Annotated in this window: 12 protein-coding genes; 2 read left to right on the forward strand and 10 right to left on the reverse strand. The window is 68.7% G+C overall.

Translation table 11 applies throughout. The features are described from left to right. The first annotated feature begins 95 nt into the window (after nt 1–95). Nucleotides 96–677, forward strand: a complete 582-nt coding sequence (locus ED92_RS07575) for a TetR/AcrR family transcriptional regulator (protein WP_081975716.1) — start codon at nt 96–98, stop codon at nt 675–677. Here the strand turns inward: ED92_RS07575 and ED92_RS07580 are convergent. The 3 genes from ED92_RS07580 to ED92_RS07590 form a co-directional block, all read right to left on the reverse strand. Continuing rightward, nucleotides 674–1,984 carry a GGDEF domain-containing protein gene (locus ED92_RS07580; RefSeq protein ID WP_037334592.1) on the reverse strand — a complete coding sequence of 437 codons (1,311 nt, stop codon included), beginning with the start codon at nt 1,982–1,984 and terminating at the stop codon, nt 674–676. The genes ED92_RS07575 and ED92_RS07580 overlap by 4 nt on opposite strands. A gap of 202 nt (nt 1,985–2,186) precedes the next feature. Next, nucleotides 2,187–3,440 (reverse strand): MFS transporter, encoded by a 1,254-nt coding sequence (locus tag ED92_RS07585; RefSeq protein WP_037334593.1) that lies wholly within the window; start codon nt 3,438–3,440, stop codon nt 2,187–2,189. Between the two features lie 439 nt (nt 3,441–3,879). Beyond that, nucleotides 3,880–5,010 carry an LLM class flavin-dependent oxidoreductase gene (locus ED92_RS07590; protein ID WP_037334594.1) on the reverse strand — a complete coding sequence of 377 codons (1,131 nt, stop codon included), beginning with the start codon at nt 5,008–5,010 and terminating at the stop codon, nt 3,880–3,882. 123 nt (nt 5,011–5,133) lie between these two features. On the opposite strand from ED92_RS07590, the gene ED92_RS07595 reads away from it, so the two are divergent. Beyond that, nucleotides 5,134–7,026 (forward strand): FAD/NAD(P)-binding domain-containing protein, encoded by a 1,893-nt coding sequence (locus tag ED92_RS07595; RefSeq protein ID WP_037334595.1) that lies wholly within the window; start codon nt 5,134–5,136, stop codon nt 7,024–7,026. Here ED92_RS07595 and ED92_RS07600 read toward each other — a convergent pair. The 7 genes from ED92_RS07600 to ED92_RS07630 all read right to left on the reverse strand — a co-directional run bounded on the left by ED92_RS07600 (nt 7,023) and on the right by ED92_RS07630 (nt 14,955). Continuing rightward, nucleotides 7,023–8,126 (reverse strand): glycosyltransferase, encoded by a 1,104-nt coding sequence (locus ED92_RS07600; protein WP_037334596.1) that lies wholly within the window; start codon nt 8,124–8,126, stop codon nt 7,023–7,025. The genes ED92_RS07595 and ED92_RS07600 overlap by 4 nt on opposite strands. Nucleotides 8,127–8,139: 13 nt before the next feature. Beyond that, nucleotides 8,140–9,177, reverse strand: a complete 1,038-nt coding sequence (locus ED92_RS07605) for an LLM class flavin-dependent oxidoreductase (protein WP_037334597.1) — start codon at nt 9,175–9,177, stop codon at nt 8,140–8,142. After that, nucleotides 9,174–10,751, reverse strand: coding sequence for an ABC transporter ATP-binding protein (locus ED92_RS07610; RefSeq protein WP_037334598.1), 1,578 nt, complete (start codon nt 10,749–10,751; stop codon nt 9,174–9,176). The genes ED92_RS07605 and ED92_RS07610 overlap by 4 nt, the downstream gene beginning before the upstream one ends. Then, nucleotides 10,748–11,563 (reverse strand): ABC transporter permease, encoded by an 816-nt coding sequence (locus ED92_RS07615; RefSeq protein ID WP_037334599.1) that lies wholly within the window; start codon nt 11,561–11,563, stop codon nt 10,748–10,750. Before ED92_RS07615 ends, ED92_RS07610 begins: the two co-directional genes overlap by 4 nt. After that, nucleotides 11,556–12,506 (reverse strand): ABC transporter permease, encoded by a 951-nt coding sequence (locus tag ED92_RS07620; protein ID WP_016338083.1) that lies wholly within the window; start codon nt 12,504–12,506, stop codon nt 11,556–11,558. The genes ED92_RS07615 and ED92_RS07620 overlap by 8 nt, the downstream gene beginning before the upstream one ends. Beyond that, the gene (locus ED92_RS07625) at nt 12,503–14,110 is read right to left on the reverse strand and encodes an ABC transporter substrate-binding protein (RefSeq protein ID WP_037334600.1); all 1,608 of its coding nucleotides are present in this window, start codon (nt 14,108–14,110) and stop codon (nt 12,503–12,505) included. Before ED92_RS07625 ends, ED92_RS07620 begins: the two co-directional genes overlap by 4 nt. A 206-nt stretch (nt 14,111–14,316) precedes the next feature. Then, nucleotides 14,317–14,955, reverse strand: a complete 639-nt coding sequence (locus ED92_RS07630) for a DUF1524 domain-containing protein (protein WP_037334601.1) — start codon at nt 14,953–14,955, stop codon at nt 14,317–14,319. Nucleotides 14,956–15,006 lie beyond the last annotated feature (51 nt).

The raw sequence follows: 15,006 nt of genomic DNA on the forward strand, positions 1-15,006 counted from the left end.
GTCGAAAAAGAGAGTCAGTGAGGTGGCGCACAATGTCAAGTCCGGCGCCGCGAGGGAGACCCCGCAAACTCCCGATCGGCGAGCAACGCGCGCGGGTGCTGGGTTCGGCGGCCGGCGTCTTCGCGGTGCACGGCGCGCAGGCCGCGACGATCGAGCAGATCGCCCGGCGCGCGGGGGTGTCCCGTCAGGCCGTCTACGAGCAGTTCGGTGATCGCACGACGTTGTTCGCCCAGGTCGTGGCGGACATCGAGGAACGCGCCTTCGAGGCGATCGGCGCGCCCGCCCTCGACCTCTCGCAGCCCGAGCTCCGGTCATGGGCCCGCGCCAACTACGCCAACATGTTCGCCTTCGTCGCGGCGAATCCCGACGCGTTCCCCGTACTGCGCGAAGCGGAGCGCATGGGCGATCCGGCCCTCACCCGGCTTCGTGAACGGCTCGCGACCGTCTACACCGAGGCGAGCCGTCAGCGCTGGGCACGCCACGGCGTCGACTCCGGCCGCGCGGACAAGGCGCTGGTCACGCTGTTCTTCGCGATGACCGAGGCGCTCGTCCAGGCGAGCTGGGACGGTGAGCCGCCCGACGCGGACGCGCTCATCGACCTGCTCACCGAATTCACCGTCGGCGGCGTCGTCCGGCTCCGGACCGCGGCCGCCGACGTGATGGAAAGACTGCGCTAAGCCGCGACGGCCTCCATGGCTTCTTCGGTGACCGACGCCAGATCCGGTGACGAGACGACGCGGTTGCGGCCGTTGCGTTTGGCCGCGTAGACGGAGGCGTCGGCCGAGGCCATGACCTCGTCGATCGTCCGGCCGTCGAGCGGGAACGTCGCGACGCCGACCGACGCCGTCCGCTGCTCGATGACCACGGCGTTGCCCTCGTTGTCCTGGGTCTTGATGACCATTTCGCTGATCCGCTGCCGGATCCGCTCGGCGACCGCGACGGACTCCTGCTTCGAAGACGAGGTCAGGAGTACGACGAACTCCTCACCGCCGAAGCGGCCCGCGAGGTCCTGCGTCCGCGTTTCGGCCTTGACCAGCGCCGCGACCCCCTTGAGCACGTCGTCGCCCGCCAGGTGGCCGTACGTGTCGTTGATGCTCTTGAAGTGGTCGAGGTCGATCATCAGCGCGCCGAACTGGCCGTTCTCGCGCTCCGCGCGGGAGACCTCGCGGACGGCGCCCTGCTGCCAGGTCGTGGCGTTGAGCAGCTGGGTCTTCTGGTCGGTGGTGGCGAGCTCCTCCAGCTGCTTGATCAGCACCGAACGCTGCAGCAGGTACAGCGGCAGGAAGACGAGCAGCACGAGCACCGGCTGATGCGGCAGGACGGCGAGCACGAGCGCGCCGATGCAGACCGTCGAGGCTTCGAGGATGTTGTCGTCCCAAGAGCCGAGGAGCGTCTGGACGGTCGCCTTCTTGGGCGCCGCGAAGTACAGGCCGGTGCCGGTGAAGACGGCGTTCATCAGGAAGAAGGCGAGGCTCGCGGCACAGATCGACGTCACCGACGCCGTGTCGGCGCCGACGATCTGCACGGCCGCCCAGGCGGCGAACGCGGTCAGCGTCATCGATGTGGCGTTCGCCACAGTTCGGTGAGGGTTGACCGTGCGAAGGCCCGCCCAGCTGCGGTATCCGAGGTGAAGATAGATCACGGTTACGAGAAGCGCGGTCAACTGCGGCGGAAGCAGGATCGCGCCCGGCAGGACCCAGACCGAGGTCATGTTGATATGCGGGGTGACGCTCATGCTGCGCCGCTGGCGCTCGATCCGGCGGGTCGCCTCGGTGTGCGCGATGGCGAGCCCTGCGAGCAGGGAACACAGCAGGACCTGCGAAGACGTGATGGCGATGGATGCGGCGAAGACCCCCGTCAGTGCCAGCATCGTCGCGACGGACAGCCCGGTGTAGGCGATCCAGTGCTTGGGCCTCTTCCACAGCTCCCACGTCGCTACCGTGAGAGCCGAACGATGTCCAGCGCGTTCCTCCGATGTGATCATCTTTCCCCCTGACTCTTGCGTCATTCTCCGAAACCCCCTACTTACGGACAGCTTCTACCGACTTGCGGGCTGTCGACAAGCTCCCTAGGTGTGTACTTTTCTCTGAGAGGTCGAGGGAAAGGTGCCAGCGATGGCCGGTAGGGATCAGTGAACTGGGGCGCGCGCCAGACGTCCGCGCGATCGGGCCGGCGCGTGGAACAGCTCAATGTTCTGCGCGTGCGGCGTCTTTTTCCTGCCACCGTTCCGGGTCGCGGCTGAGGGTCCGGAACCAGCTCAACGCGAGCGGGACGGTCAGTATCAATCCCGCAAGGCCGAAGACGCCGACGGTCGACTGAGGGCCCACCTGGTCCGCCAGGATGCCGCCGATCAGGGGACTCACCCCCATCGTCGTGGTCAATCCGGTGTTCGACAGCCCCATCACCTGTGCCCGGCTCTCGTCCGGCACGGCCAGCGTCAGTGACGCGGTCGCCTGCATCAGCGCCACCGTGCCGAAGCCGCCGCAGAGCACGAACAACACGATCGACGACAGCGGTCCCGGCTGCAGGAAGCACAGCAGCAGCGGGAGCGCGGTCAACGCCGAAAGCGGCCCGATCAGTTTCGGTCTGACGTGTGCCGGCACCCACCGTGAGTAGATGAACGCCCCGATCACGCTGCCGATCGGATCGGCGGCCAGCAACAGGCCGATGACCTCGGGGCCGCCGCCCGACGAGGCGACGTAGGGCGCCGCGATGCCCTCGTACACCGGCAGCAGGCCCATCAGCCAGGTGAACAGCAGCAACGAGCGCAACCCGGCGCTGGCGAAGACGATCTTGCCGCCCGAACCGATCGACGCGAAGAACGATTTGCGCTTCTCCCCGGACGCCGCGGCCGGCCGCGATTTCAGTCCGAACCGGACGAACAGCGCCGAGATCACGAAGGTGACCGCGTCCAGCGCGAGGGCGATATGGGGTTCGAGCGCGGTCAGCAGGAGCCCGCCGCCGGCGAATCCGGCCAGCTGCGCCGATTGGACGGTCATGCTGCGGATCGCCATGCCGACGACGAACCGGTCGCCTTCGAGGATCTGCGGCAGCAGGGCCAGCTGGGCCGCCTTGAACGGCGGGTTCAGCAGCGAGACGCCGCCGACGAGCACGCACAGGACCCAGAACGGCAGCACCGGCACCGCGACCAGCGCGATCAGCAGGGCCCGTAAGAGGTCGACGACCACCATGACGGTCCGCCGGGGGAACCGATCCGCGAAGCCGGTGAGGAAGATGCCGCCGAGCAGCGAAGGGGCGTAGGTCAGCGCGTAGGTGAGACCGGTCAGGGTCGCGGAGCGGGTTTCGGTGAAGACGAGGACGGACAGGGCGACCCTGGCGAGTTGATCACCGAAGATCGAAAACAGTTCGGCGAACCAGAGCGAACGGAACTCGGCTACACCGAACACCTCTCGGTAAGTGACCCGTCCGGCCGAAGCCATGCTGCCCCCAATAGGGTCCTTATTACGCGAGAAACTCGTGACCGAGAGTAACGCGGTCACGAGCTCGTCACGAAGCGTCATTCGTTCACGTAAGTGTCTCCTGACTGTTGGTGATTGGCTAGGTTCTTTCGCCGGGTTTCTGGAGTTGGAGATCTTTTTCGTGGATGGACTTTCGCCCGCGAAGATGTCCCGTTGACCGGTATCAACGCCCAGGCCAGCGCTTTTGGGTCGATTCGGGCTCTTCGCCGGGAAAAAGCGGACAGGACGGCGTCACCCGGGGCGGGGATGCCGCGTCGCGACGGTGGTCCGCGAGTGGTCCCCGGGGCGCCTGCGGGCGAACGTGTTTCGACTCCGCTCCGCGACGACCGGGACAATCGACGGCAGTCGGCGTCGTGCGCCGAATGGATGACGCCGTCCGCCATTCGGTGTAGTGAACGGTTCAGCCGTCGACGGCGAGTACCTCGCGCGCCGAAGCCGCCTTCGCCGCGTCGCGTTTGGCGACCTCTTCGCGCACGATCGGGATGACGTGACGGCCGAAGTCGATCGTGTCGCCGAGCATGTCGTAGCCGCGGGCGGAGAGGATGTCGACGCCGAGGTCGTAGTAGTCGAGCAGGGCCTGCGCGACGGTTTCGGGCGTGCCGACCAGGGCGTTGGAGTTGCCCGCGCCGCCGGTCGCGGCCGCCGTCGGGGTCCACAGCGCCCGGTCGAACCGTTCGCCCTCGGCGGCGACCGCGAGGAGCCGCTGCGAGCCGGTGTTCTCCGGATTCGTGAGCGAATGCCGCCGGGTCAGTTGCTGACCGCCGCTCGTCCGGGCCTTGATCGCGTCGACCGTGCGGTGCGCCTTCTCCCAGGCGAGTTCCTCGGTCGGCGCGATGATCGGGCGGAAGGCGACCTGGATGCGCGGGACGTCGGTCCGCCCGGCGGCCTTCGCCGCGGCCTTGACGGACTCGATCTGCTCGGCCGTTTGCGCGAGGGGCTCGCCCCAGAGGCAGAAGATGTCCGCTTCGGCCCCGCCCGCCGCGTACGCCGCCGGAGACGAGCCACCGAACGAGACGCCGGGGCGCGGCTGCTGCACAGGCCGGACGTCGAGAACGAAGTCAGCGAAGCGGTAGTGCTCGCCCTCGTGGTCGAAGGGTTCTTCGGACGTCCAAGCCCGCTTCACGATCTGGATGTACTCGCGCGTGCGTGAGTAGCGCTCGTCCTTCGTCAGGTAGTCGCCTTCGCGCTGCTGCTCGTGGTCGCTGCCGCCGGTGATGAAGTGGACCGTGAGCTTCCCGTCCGAGAGCTGGTCCAGCGTGGCGAACGTCTTCGCCGCGAAGGTCGGGTACGAGACGTTCGGCCGGTGTGCCAGCAGGATCTGGAGCTTGTCGAGCTTCGCCGCGACGTACGCGGCCGCCTGCGCCGGGTCCGGCCCGCTGGAGCCGTACGCGAACAGCACCCGGTCCCAGCCGAATTCCTCGTGTGCCCGCGCGAGCCGCAGTGTGTAGTCCTTGTCGAAGACGCCACCCGATCGCGGATGTGTCTCCGAACCGTCGTTGGTGCCTCCGATACCCAGGAATTCGACCGGCATCGTCCGTCCCTCTCGTCCGTGTCCCCCTGTTCGACGAGTACGCGCCGGTTCCACGCCGTGGCAACGGGTTCCGCTCCTTGAGAACCCGCACACGCCCCGGAATCCCGGCGTAGCTTCGGCTTCGTGAGTACCGCAGACCTTCCCTACGTGCTCGCGGTGGTCGGCGCCGGTCCACGTGGGGTGGGCGTGCTCGAACGGCTCGGTGCCAACGCCGCCGAGCTCCTCGGCGGGCGGCGGCTGGTGGTGCATCTCGTCGATCCCTTTCCCGCCGGGGCCGGGCGGGTCTGGCGTCATGAGCAGTCACCGTTGCTGCGGATGAACTCCATGCCCGAGGACGTCACCGTGTTCACCGACGACACCGTGGAGATCGACGGGCCGATCCGCCCCGGGCCTTCGCTGATCGAGTGGGCGCGGTTGGTTCGCGAGGGCGCGCTCGACGCGGAAGTCGACGAAAGCCTGCGCGCCGAACTCGAGGCGCTGCAAAGCGACCACTTCCCCACGCGACGGCTGCAGAGCGCGTACCTCGCCTGGTTCCACCGCGAGGTCCGCGCCGGGCTCCCGCCCGAGATCGAAGTCGTCGAGCACCGGACGCGTGCGGTGCGGCTGGAAGACGGCGATCCGCAGTCGCTCTGGCTGGAGGACCGGGCGGAGCCCCTCGCCGTGGACGCGGTCCTGTTCACCGTCGGGCATCTCGACGCCGAACCGGACGAACGCGAAACCGCACTCGCCGATTTCGCCGCCCGGCACGACCTCGCCTACTACCCGGCAGGCTACACCGCCGACGTCGACTATTCGGCGATTCGGCCAGGGGAAACCGTGCTGGTGCGCGGATTCGGCCTCGCGTTCGTCGATCTGATGCTGCTGCTGACCGAAGGCCGCGGCGGCCGGTTCGAAGAGCAGGCGTGCGGCGGGCTGAAATACCACCCCAGCGGCGCCGAGCCGGTATTGCACATCGGTTCACGCCGTGGCGTGCCGTACCACTCGAAAATCGGCTACCGGCTGCGCGGCAAACCGTTGCAGTTGCCCAAATTCTTCGATGCCTACGCGATCGGGAAGCTCTGCGACGTGCCCGGACCGATCGACTTCCGCCGCGACGTCTGGCCACTGATCTCGAAGGAGATCGCGTGGGCCTACTACAGCGAACTTTTCACCGCCCACCCCGAGCGGGTGCGGATGGATTTCGCGGTCTTCGCCGACGCTTTCGCGGACGCCGCGCCCGGCGAGCTCGACGCGCTGGTGGCGCGGGCGGTTCCGGCGCCGGACGACCGGCTCGACCTCGGCAGGCTCGACCGGCCGATGGCGGGAGCCGAGTTCGGCACCGCCGAGGAGTACGGCAAGGAACTGCGCGAGTACGTCGAAGCGGACTTGAGCCGCCGGGCGGACCCCGAGTACAGCGCGGATCTGGGTGCGTTCATGGCGCTGCTTTCCGTGATGGGGCAGCTTCCGGCGCTGGTGCAGACCGGACGGCTCGACGCGGCGTCGCAACTGTCCGATTTGGACGGCTGGTTCCTCGGCTTCTTCTCCTACTTCGCCAGCGGACCGCCCCCGCGAAGGCTCGAAGAACTGCTAGCGCTCCAGGAAGCAGGTCTCGTTTCCTTCTTGGGTGCCGAAATGCGGGTGTCGGCCGACGAGGAGCGCAGGGCCTTCGTCGCTTCAGGTGCGAGCTTCCCCGGTGAGACCGAGGCTCGGACCCTGGTCGAGGCACGGCTCCCCGAGCCGAGCGTCTCCAGGGCGTCCGATGTCCTTTTGCGACAGTTGCGCGACAGCGGAGCGCTCGGCGAGGAAGCCGTCCTCGACCCGGTCACCGGCGACAGGCTGCTCGCCGGCCGTATCCACATCCGCGTCTCCGACGGCCGGATGCTCGACGGCGAGGGCCGGCCGCATCCGCGCCGGTTCGCGCTCGGGCCGCATACGTCGGCGCGGTCGGCAGGGGCGTTCACCCGGCCGAGGACCAACGCGCTCCCGTTCCGGCAGAACGACGTCGTCGCGCGGGAGATCTTGCGGTCGGTCACTTAACGAGCGGCGAACTCCTCCAGCCGCCGGACGACCTCCGACGGCGCGGGCATGGCGGCGATCTCGTGACGGGCCCTGGCCGCCACCTCGCGCACGCGGGCGTCGTCGAGGAGGGTCTTGGCCCTCTCCTCGACGGCGTCCGCGGTCACCTCGTCGCCGGTCAGCGCCCGTCCGGCATTGGCCGTCTCCAGCATTTCGGCGTTGACGAACTGGTCCGCGCCCTGCGGCAGCACCAGTTGCGGCAGGCCGGCCGAAAGCGCGCCGAGCACGGTCCCGGTTCCGCCGTGGTGCACCACCAGATCCGCGCGCGGAAGGACTTCGGACTGCGGCACGAAACCGGTCACGTGGACGTTCGGCGGCAGATCGCCGAACTCGCCGGGGTCACCGGGACCGCGGGCGACCAGTACGTCCACCGGCAGCCGCGCGAGGCCGTCGATCGCCGCGCGCAGTACGCCGGTGGCGCCGAAGGCCACGGTGCCCAGCGTCAGGTAGACGAGGGGTCGGTCGCGTTTGTCTAGCCACGACGGCACCGTGCCCGGTTCGTTCCACGGCACCGGCCGGAGCCGGAAGACCGTCGGCAGCGAGCTCGCCACCGGGTCGCGGACGACATCCGGCCACACGTCGATCCCGGCGTCGCCCAGCATGAGGTCGGCAGGCGGGTTGCCGTCCCACAGCGGCGCGAACCGGTGCGCGGCGGCGGCCATCAGCTCGGCGGGCATCGACCGCCCGATCACGTGGGACACCACCGGGATCCCGGCCCGGTGGGCGGCGGCCGCCGCGCCGACGTCGCTCATCTCGTAGACGACCAGATCCGGCCGGAGCGTGGGGAGCAGCGGGGTCAGGTCGGCGATCGTCGCCTGCGGCAGGATGTCGGCGAAGGCGGTGAAGATGGCCTCGAGCGCGTCCCCTTCGGCCTGGTCGACGGCGTCCTGGATCGAGATCCCGACCTTGTGCGCGTCGAAACCGAGTCCGCGGACCTTGTCCACGAACGCTTCGCCGGTCCCGAAGAGCACCTCGTGCCCGGCTGCGCGGGCGGCGATCGCCAAGGGCATCAACGGGTACAGGTGGCCGTAGGCGGGGCGGCACGTGAAGAGGATGCGCACCTTCTCGAAGCTACTAGCTTTCCCAGACGCGTGAGGGCAGTTCTTTCCGCACGATCGGGACGACGTCGGCGGCGAAGAGCTCCAGGACGTCCCGCGCCTCCCCGGCCTCCAAGCCGTCGACCGACACCGCCTGCACCTCGTGCCCGAACGACGCGTGGTAGTCGCCGATCTTGTCGATCACCTGTTCCGGGCTGCCGACGAGCGCGGAACCGCCGGCGATCTTGTCCTCCAGCGTGGTGAACTCCGACTTGTTGTGCTGATACGCGGGCGTCTTCATCAGCGCCTCGAAGTACGGCCGGTACCCGTCCAGCGCCTCCTGCGAGGTCTTGGCCACGTACAGCCCGCCCGCGCCGGAACCGACGAGCGCGTCCGCCGGATCGTGGCCGTACTCCGCCCAGCGCCGCCGGTAGTGGTCGATCAGATCGGCGTACTTCTTCTTGGGGTGGAAACCGTTCGCGGTGAACAGCGGATCGCCGAACTTCGCCGCCAGCTCGGTCGATTCGGTGCTCGACGCGCTCCCGTGCCAGATCCGCGGCCGGGCGTGGAACGGGCGCGGTTGCGTCGTGACGTCGGTCAGCGGCGTGCGGAACTCGCCCTCCCACGTCACGCCCTCCTCCAGGAACAGGTGGCGCAGCAGGGCGAACTTCTCCGCCTGGTACTCCCATTGCCGGTCTTCTTCGAGGCCGAACAGCGGGAAGTGCCGCGGATCGTTGCCCTTCCCGATCATGAGTTCCAGCCGGCCGCCGGAAAGCTGGTCGAGCGTCGCGTAGTCCTCGGCGACGCGCACCGGGTCGAGCACGCTGATCACGGTCAAGGTGGTCAGCAACCGGACCCGTTCCGTGCGTTCCGCGACCGCCGCGAGGATCACCGGCGGAGCCGAGGAAAGGAACGGTTCGCCGTGCCGCTCGCCGACGCCGTAAGCGTCGAAGCCCAGTTCCTCCGCGAAGATCGCCTCGTCGACGACCCGGCGCAGGCGTTCGTGCTGGGTCGGCGTCGCGCCGGTCACCGGGTCGGGATGGTTGGCGACCAGGGAGAAGAGCCCGAACTTCATCGTGTCTCCAAGGGTTTGCGGCCGGGGATGGCGGCGAGCAGCTCCCGGGTGTAGTCCGCGCTCGGCCGTTCGAGGACGTCCCTCGCCGGGCCGAGTTCCACGAGTTCGCCGCCGCGCAGCACGCCGACGGTGTCCGCGATCTGCCGGACCACGGCGAGGTCGTGCGAGATGAACAGGTACGTCAGGCCGAGTTCGTCCTGCAGGTCGGCGAGCAGCCGCAGGATCTGCGCCTGCACCGAGACGTCCAGCGCGGACACGGGTTCGTCGGCGACGATCAGCTCCGGGCGCAGGGCGAGTGCCCGCGCGATGGCCGCTCGTTGCCGCTGCCCGCCGGACAATTCGGCGGGTTTGCGCCTCAACACCGAAGTCGGCAGGGCGACTTGGTCGACCAGCTCGGCCGCCCGCGCCCGGCGTTCCGCCTTCGTGCCGACGCCGAACGCCCGCAGCGGCTCGGTGATGACGTCCTCGATGCTGAACTTCGGATTCAGCGACGCGTACGGGTTCTGGTACACCAGCTGGAACCGGCGCCGCAGCCGCCGCAGCTCCTCACCGCGCAGCGCCGTGATGTCCTGGCCGTCGAACTCGACGACCCCGTCGGTCGGCGTCTCCAGCCGCAGGATCATCCGCGCGGTGGTCGACTTGCCGGAACCGGATTCGCCGACCAAGGCGAGCGTCCGGCCACGGGCGATGTCGAACGAAACGCCGTCGACCGCCCGGACGGTCCCGAAGGTCTTCCCGAGGCCACGGACCGACACCAGGGCATCGGACGACGGCGGTTTCGGCTCCCTCAGCGGGGTGTCGGACAGACTGGGCGCGGCGGCCAGCAGATCCCGCGTGTACTTCTCCGAGGGCGCGGCGAGGATCTCGCCGGTCGTGCCTTCCTCGACGACACTTCCCTGTGACAGCACGACGATCCGTGACGCGCGATCCGACGCGACACCGAGGTCGTGGGTGATCAGCAGGACGGCGGTGCCCGCTTCGGCGGCGAGTTCTTCGAGGTGGTCGAGGATCTGCCGCTGCACGGTGACGTCGAGCGCGCTGGTCGGCTCGTCGGCGATGATCAATTTCGGCCGTCCGGCGAGTGCGGCCGCGATCAGCGCGCGCTGCCGGAGCCCGCCGGACAGCTCGTGCGGATACTGCCGCGCCCGCGTTTCCGGATCGGCGATCCCGGCCTTGCGCAGCAGCTTCACCGCCTCCGTACCGGCGCCGCGTTTGTCGGCGAGACCGTGGATCAGCAGCACTTCCGCGACCTGATCACCGATCCGGTGCACGGGATTGAGCGACACGGTCGGATCCTGCGGGACCAGCGCGATCTCGCGGCCCCGCACCGAACGCCAAGCGCGGTCGGAGAGTTTCGTGAGGTCACGGCCGTCGAAGGTGATCTCGCCGCGGTCGATCCGCCCGCCGCGCGGCAGCAGGCCGATCGCCGCGTGCGCCGTCGTGCTCTTGCCGGAGCCGGACTCGCCGACCACCGCGACGATCTGTCCCTTGTGGACGGAAAGCGAGACGCCGTCCACAGCGGTCACGGATTTGTAGGAAACCGCGAGGTCGCGGATGGTCAGCAGTTCGCTCACCGCACGTCTCCTTCGATCGCTCTGGACAGCCGGTTCGCGGACAGCACGACGGCCGCGACGGTGAGTCCGGGGAAGGTCGTCATCCACCAGGCGGTGGCGAGGAAGCCGCGGCCGCCCGCCACCAGCGAGCCCCACTCCGGGGTCGGCGGGGTGGCGCCGTAGCCGAGGAAGCTCAGCGCCGACACCTCCAGCACCGCCGTGCCGAAGGTGAGCGTCGCGAGCGCGAGCACCGGGCCGAGCGCGTTGGGCAGCACGTGCCGCCCGAGCACGCCGGTCCAGCGCACACCGCCCGCCCTGGCCGCCTCGACGAACACGCCATTGCGGACCCGCAGCACTTCGGCCCGCATCAGCCGGGCGAACTGCGCGAGGTTCGCGACCCCGACCGCGATCGCGATATTGGTCGTCCCGAAGCCGAGCGCGGTGACCAGCGCCAGCGACAGGAGAATCGACGGGATCGCCAGCAGGACGTCGACGCAGCGCATGATCGCCGAATCGAGGGCGCCGCCACGGAACCCGGCGACCAGGCCGAGCGCGGATCCGGCGACCAGCGCGACCACGACGGCGATCACGGTCGCCTGCAAAGAAAGCGCGGCGCCGTGGACGACACGGGCGAAGATGTCGCGCCCGGTTTCGTCGGTACCGAAGAGATGGCCGAGCGACGGCCCCTGCATCTTCTCGGCGGGGACGCCGGCGAGCGGGTCCTGTCCGGTGAAGAGGCCGGGTGCGACCGCCGACAGCAGGACGAAGGCCAGCACGGCGATCGCGAGGATCAGGCCCGGCTTGCGCCCGGTGCGCACGAGAACGTCAGGCATCGGCCGTCTCCCGGTGTCGGATCCGCGGGTCGAGCAGGGGATAGACGAGATCGACGAGCAGGTTGATCACCACGAACACCAGCGCCGCGAGCACGATCACCGCCTGCACCACCGGGATGTCCTGCGCGGTGACCGCCGACGACGTCACGCGGCCGAGGCCGTCGCGGGAGAACACGGTCTCGGTGATCACCGAACCCGCGATCAGGTTTCCCGCGACCACGCCGGCGATGGTGAGCGTGGGCACCGCCGCGTTGCGCAGGAGATGTCCGAAGTGGACTCTCGACCGGCTCGCCCCTTTCGCCAGCGCGATCTCGGCGTACGGCTCGGCGAGCTGCGTGCGGAGGCTTTTCGCCAGCACCTGCCCGATGATCGCGCCGGTCGGGATGGCGAGGGTGATCGCGGGCAGGATCAGCGACTCGAAGCCGTTCGAACCCAGCGCGGGCAACAGCCTGAGCTGGAAGGAGAAGAACTGGATCAGCAGCAGCCCGACCCAGAACGGCGGCAGCGAGATCCCCAGCGGCGGCAACGCGAGCAGAAGGTTGCCCAGCCACCGATGCCGCGTGAGGGTGCCGGCGAACGCGATCCCGCCGCCGAACAGGATCGCGAGCACCAGGGCGAAGCCGGTCACCGCCAGCGTCGGCGGCAGGGCGGAGACGACCATGTTCGTGGCGTCGTCCCCCGTGGCGATCGAGCGTCCGAAGTCTCCCTGGAGTGCCGCGAGCAGCCGCTTGCCGTACTGCAGCGGCAAGGGGTCGTCGAGTCCGTACTCCGCCTTCGCCGCGGCGAGTTGTTCCGGCGTCACCGAAAGACCGGCCTCACCCCCGCCGAGCTTCGCGCTGACCGCGTCGCCCGGCAGGAGGTAGAGGATCACGAAGGACACGGTGAACGCGGCCCACAGCACGAAGACCGCCTGCAGGATCCGCCGCAGCAGATACCGCGTCACGAGCCGGACACCCAGGCGTCGAACAGCTGAAGCCGGGACGACGCCTCGAAACCGACGCCGTGCGCGTTCGGCCCGTGCGCCAGCACCTGGGTCAGCTCGAACACCGGCGCCGAGTAGCCGTGCTCGATGATCGCGCGCTGCGCCTCCTCGGCCGCGGGCTTCCGTTTCGCCGGGTCCACAGTGGACGACTGCGCGTCGAGCGGCGCGTCGACCGGATTGCCCGCGGGCAGTTTGCTGCGGTTGTTGGCCTTGGTGGAGAACAGGTTGCGCAGGATGTCCGGATCGGCGCGGGTGGTGTTGTACCAGAGGTACTCGTAGTTCCCGCTCTGCGTGATCTGCACGCTCTCGGCCGTCGTGCGCTGCTCGATCTGAAGGTCGAAGCCGATCTTGCGCAACTGCTGCTGCACGAGTTCGAGCACGCTCTTGTTCTGGTTGAACACCAGGGAGAAGACGACCTTCGCGGTCAGCCGCTGCCCGTTCTTGGTGCGGATCCCGTCGGGGCCGGGGAGCCAGCCCGAGCTCTCCAGCAGCGCCGTGGCGCCGGCCGGATCGTAGGTGAGCAGCGGGGAAAGGTCGGTGTAGAACGGTGTCGCCGAGCCGAGGACGCTGGTGGCGGGTTTGTAGTTCGGGGTCAGCACGGTGTTCGTGACCTCGGGCCGGTTGATGCCCTTGACCACCGCCTGGCGGACCTTTTCGTCGGTGAGCACACCCTTGGTGACGTTGGCGTGCAGGTTGAACACGATGCCGGGGTTCGGGCGCGTTGGCTCGGTGAAACCGTTGGCGGTGAACTGCGGTTCGTCGACCGGCTGGACGTCGGTGATGGCGTCGAGCTGGCCGGACGCGAGACTTCCGGTGCGTACACCGGGTTCCGGAACGATCTTGTAGGCGATCTTGTCGAGGTATGCCTCGCCCTGGTGCTTGAACAGCGACGAACCCCAGTTGTAGCCCTTGCGTTTCGCGAGGACGATCTCTTGATTCTGCTTCAGGCTCTCGAAAACGAACGGCCCGGAGCCGATCAGGCCGTCACCCTGGCAACGCTGGTCGGCGGTCTTCCGGTACGCGGCGGGCGCGAGGACACCGAGCGACATCGTCGAGCTGGCCTGCAGGAACTGTGCGCTGGGAACGGAGAACTCGATCTTCACGGTCTTCGGGTCGACGACCGTCGTCCCCTTGTACACGGCCAGATAGCCGGAGCCGAGCTGCGCTTTCGGGCCGAGCGCCTTGATCGCGTCGAAGCTCGTCTTGACCGCGGCGGCGTCGACGGGACTCCCGTCGGAGAAGGTCGCGCCGTCGCGCAGATGGAAGGTGAACGCGGTCGAATCCGCGTTGCTCTCCCATTTTTCGGCCAGCCACGGCTTGATCTCGCCGGTGGCCGGGTCCTGGTCGGTCAGCGAATCGACCAGCTGACGGCCGACGTTGAGCGAAGCGTTGGTGCCGACCTGTTGCGGGTCGATGCAGTCCGGGCTCGACGAGATCCCGAGGCGCAGCGTGCCACCGGGTTTGGGCGGCCCGGCGTCGGCGCCCGTCGCACCACCCGCGGAGGAGCAAGCAGTGACGACGATCGCGGTGAGGGCGAGCAAGGAAGTGGCGGCGGTACGGGACACCGGGTGGCCTCCAGCGGGGAACGGGGGCGCTTTCTCTTGCGCCTACCCGAATCACGCTAATCACGGCCTTGAGGCCCGCCCACATGCTGAACCCGGCTCCCAGCCCGCGAAACGTCCCATGATCCCGCTTGACAGCGCGCGATGCGCGTGAAGGCCCCCTTCCCTCGGCTGAGCCGAGGGAAGGGGGCCTTCACGGGAAAACCGGTTCAGCAGCGGTTGAGCATGTCCGTCAGCGCGGTCTTCTCCGCCGACTTGATGCTCAGCTTGTACTTGTACTTCACCGTGGTCCACATCTTCGCGTAGGTGCACCAGTAGCCGACCGTCGGCGGCTTCCAGGCGTCCGGCGACTTGTCGCCCTTCTCCTGGTTGACGTTGTCCGTGACGGCGATCAGCTGCGGCGCGCTGAGGTCGTTCGCGAACGCCTGCCGCTGCGCGGTGGTCCACGAAGACGCCCCGGTGCGCCACGCGGCGGCCAGCGGGACCACGTGGTCGATGTCCACATCGGACGCCGCGGTCCAGGTCGCCCCGTCGTACGGGCTGAACCAGCTGCCGGAGACGGCGGCGCAACTGCTGTCCTGCTGAACGTTCGTGCCGTCCCGCTTCAGCACGACCTCGCGCGTGTTGCAGCTGTTGCCCTGGTCGGACCAGTGCGGGAACTTGTCGCGGCTGTACCCGGTCGACGAACCGTCCGGCTTGACGGTCAGCGAGGCGAGCTGGGACTTGGCGGTGTCCGCCGACGGGATGCCCGGGGGTGTCGCTTCGGCGACACCCACCACGCCCGCGGAGACGATCGCCGAGACGGCGAGAACGGTGAAGGAGCGACGAACAGCAAGCGCAGTTGGCATATTGCTGCCTCCGTGTCAGGTTTGGGGACCTGGTCACCATGCGACACGGAT

Origin of the sequence: Amycolatopsis sp. MJM2582, assembly GCF_000754115.1 — a bacterium.
Classification (GTDB): Bacteria; Actinomycetota; Actinomycetes; order Mycobacteriales; family Pseudonocardiaceae; genus Amycolatopsis; species Amycolatopsis japonica.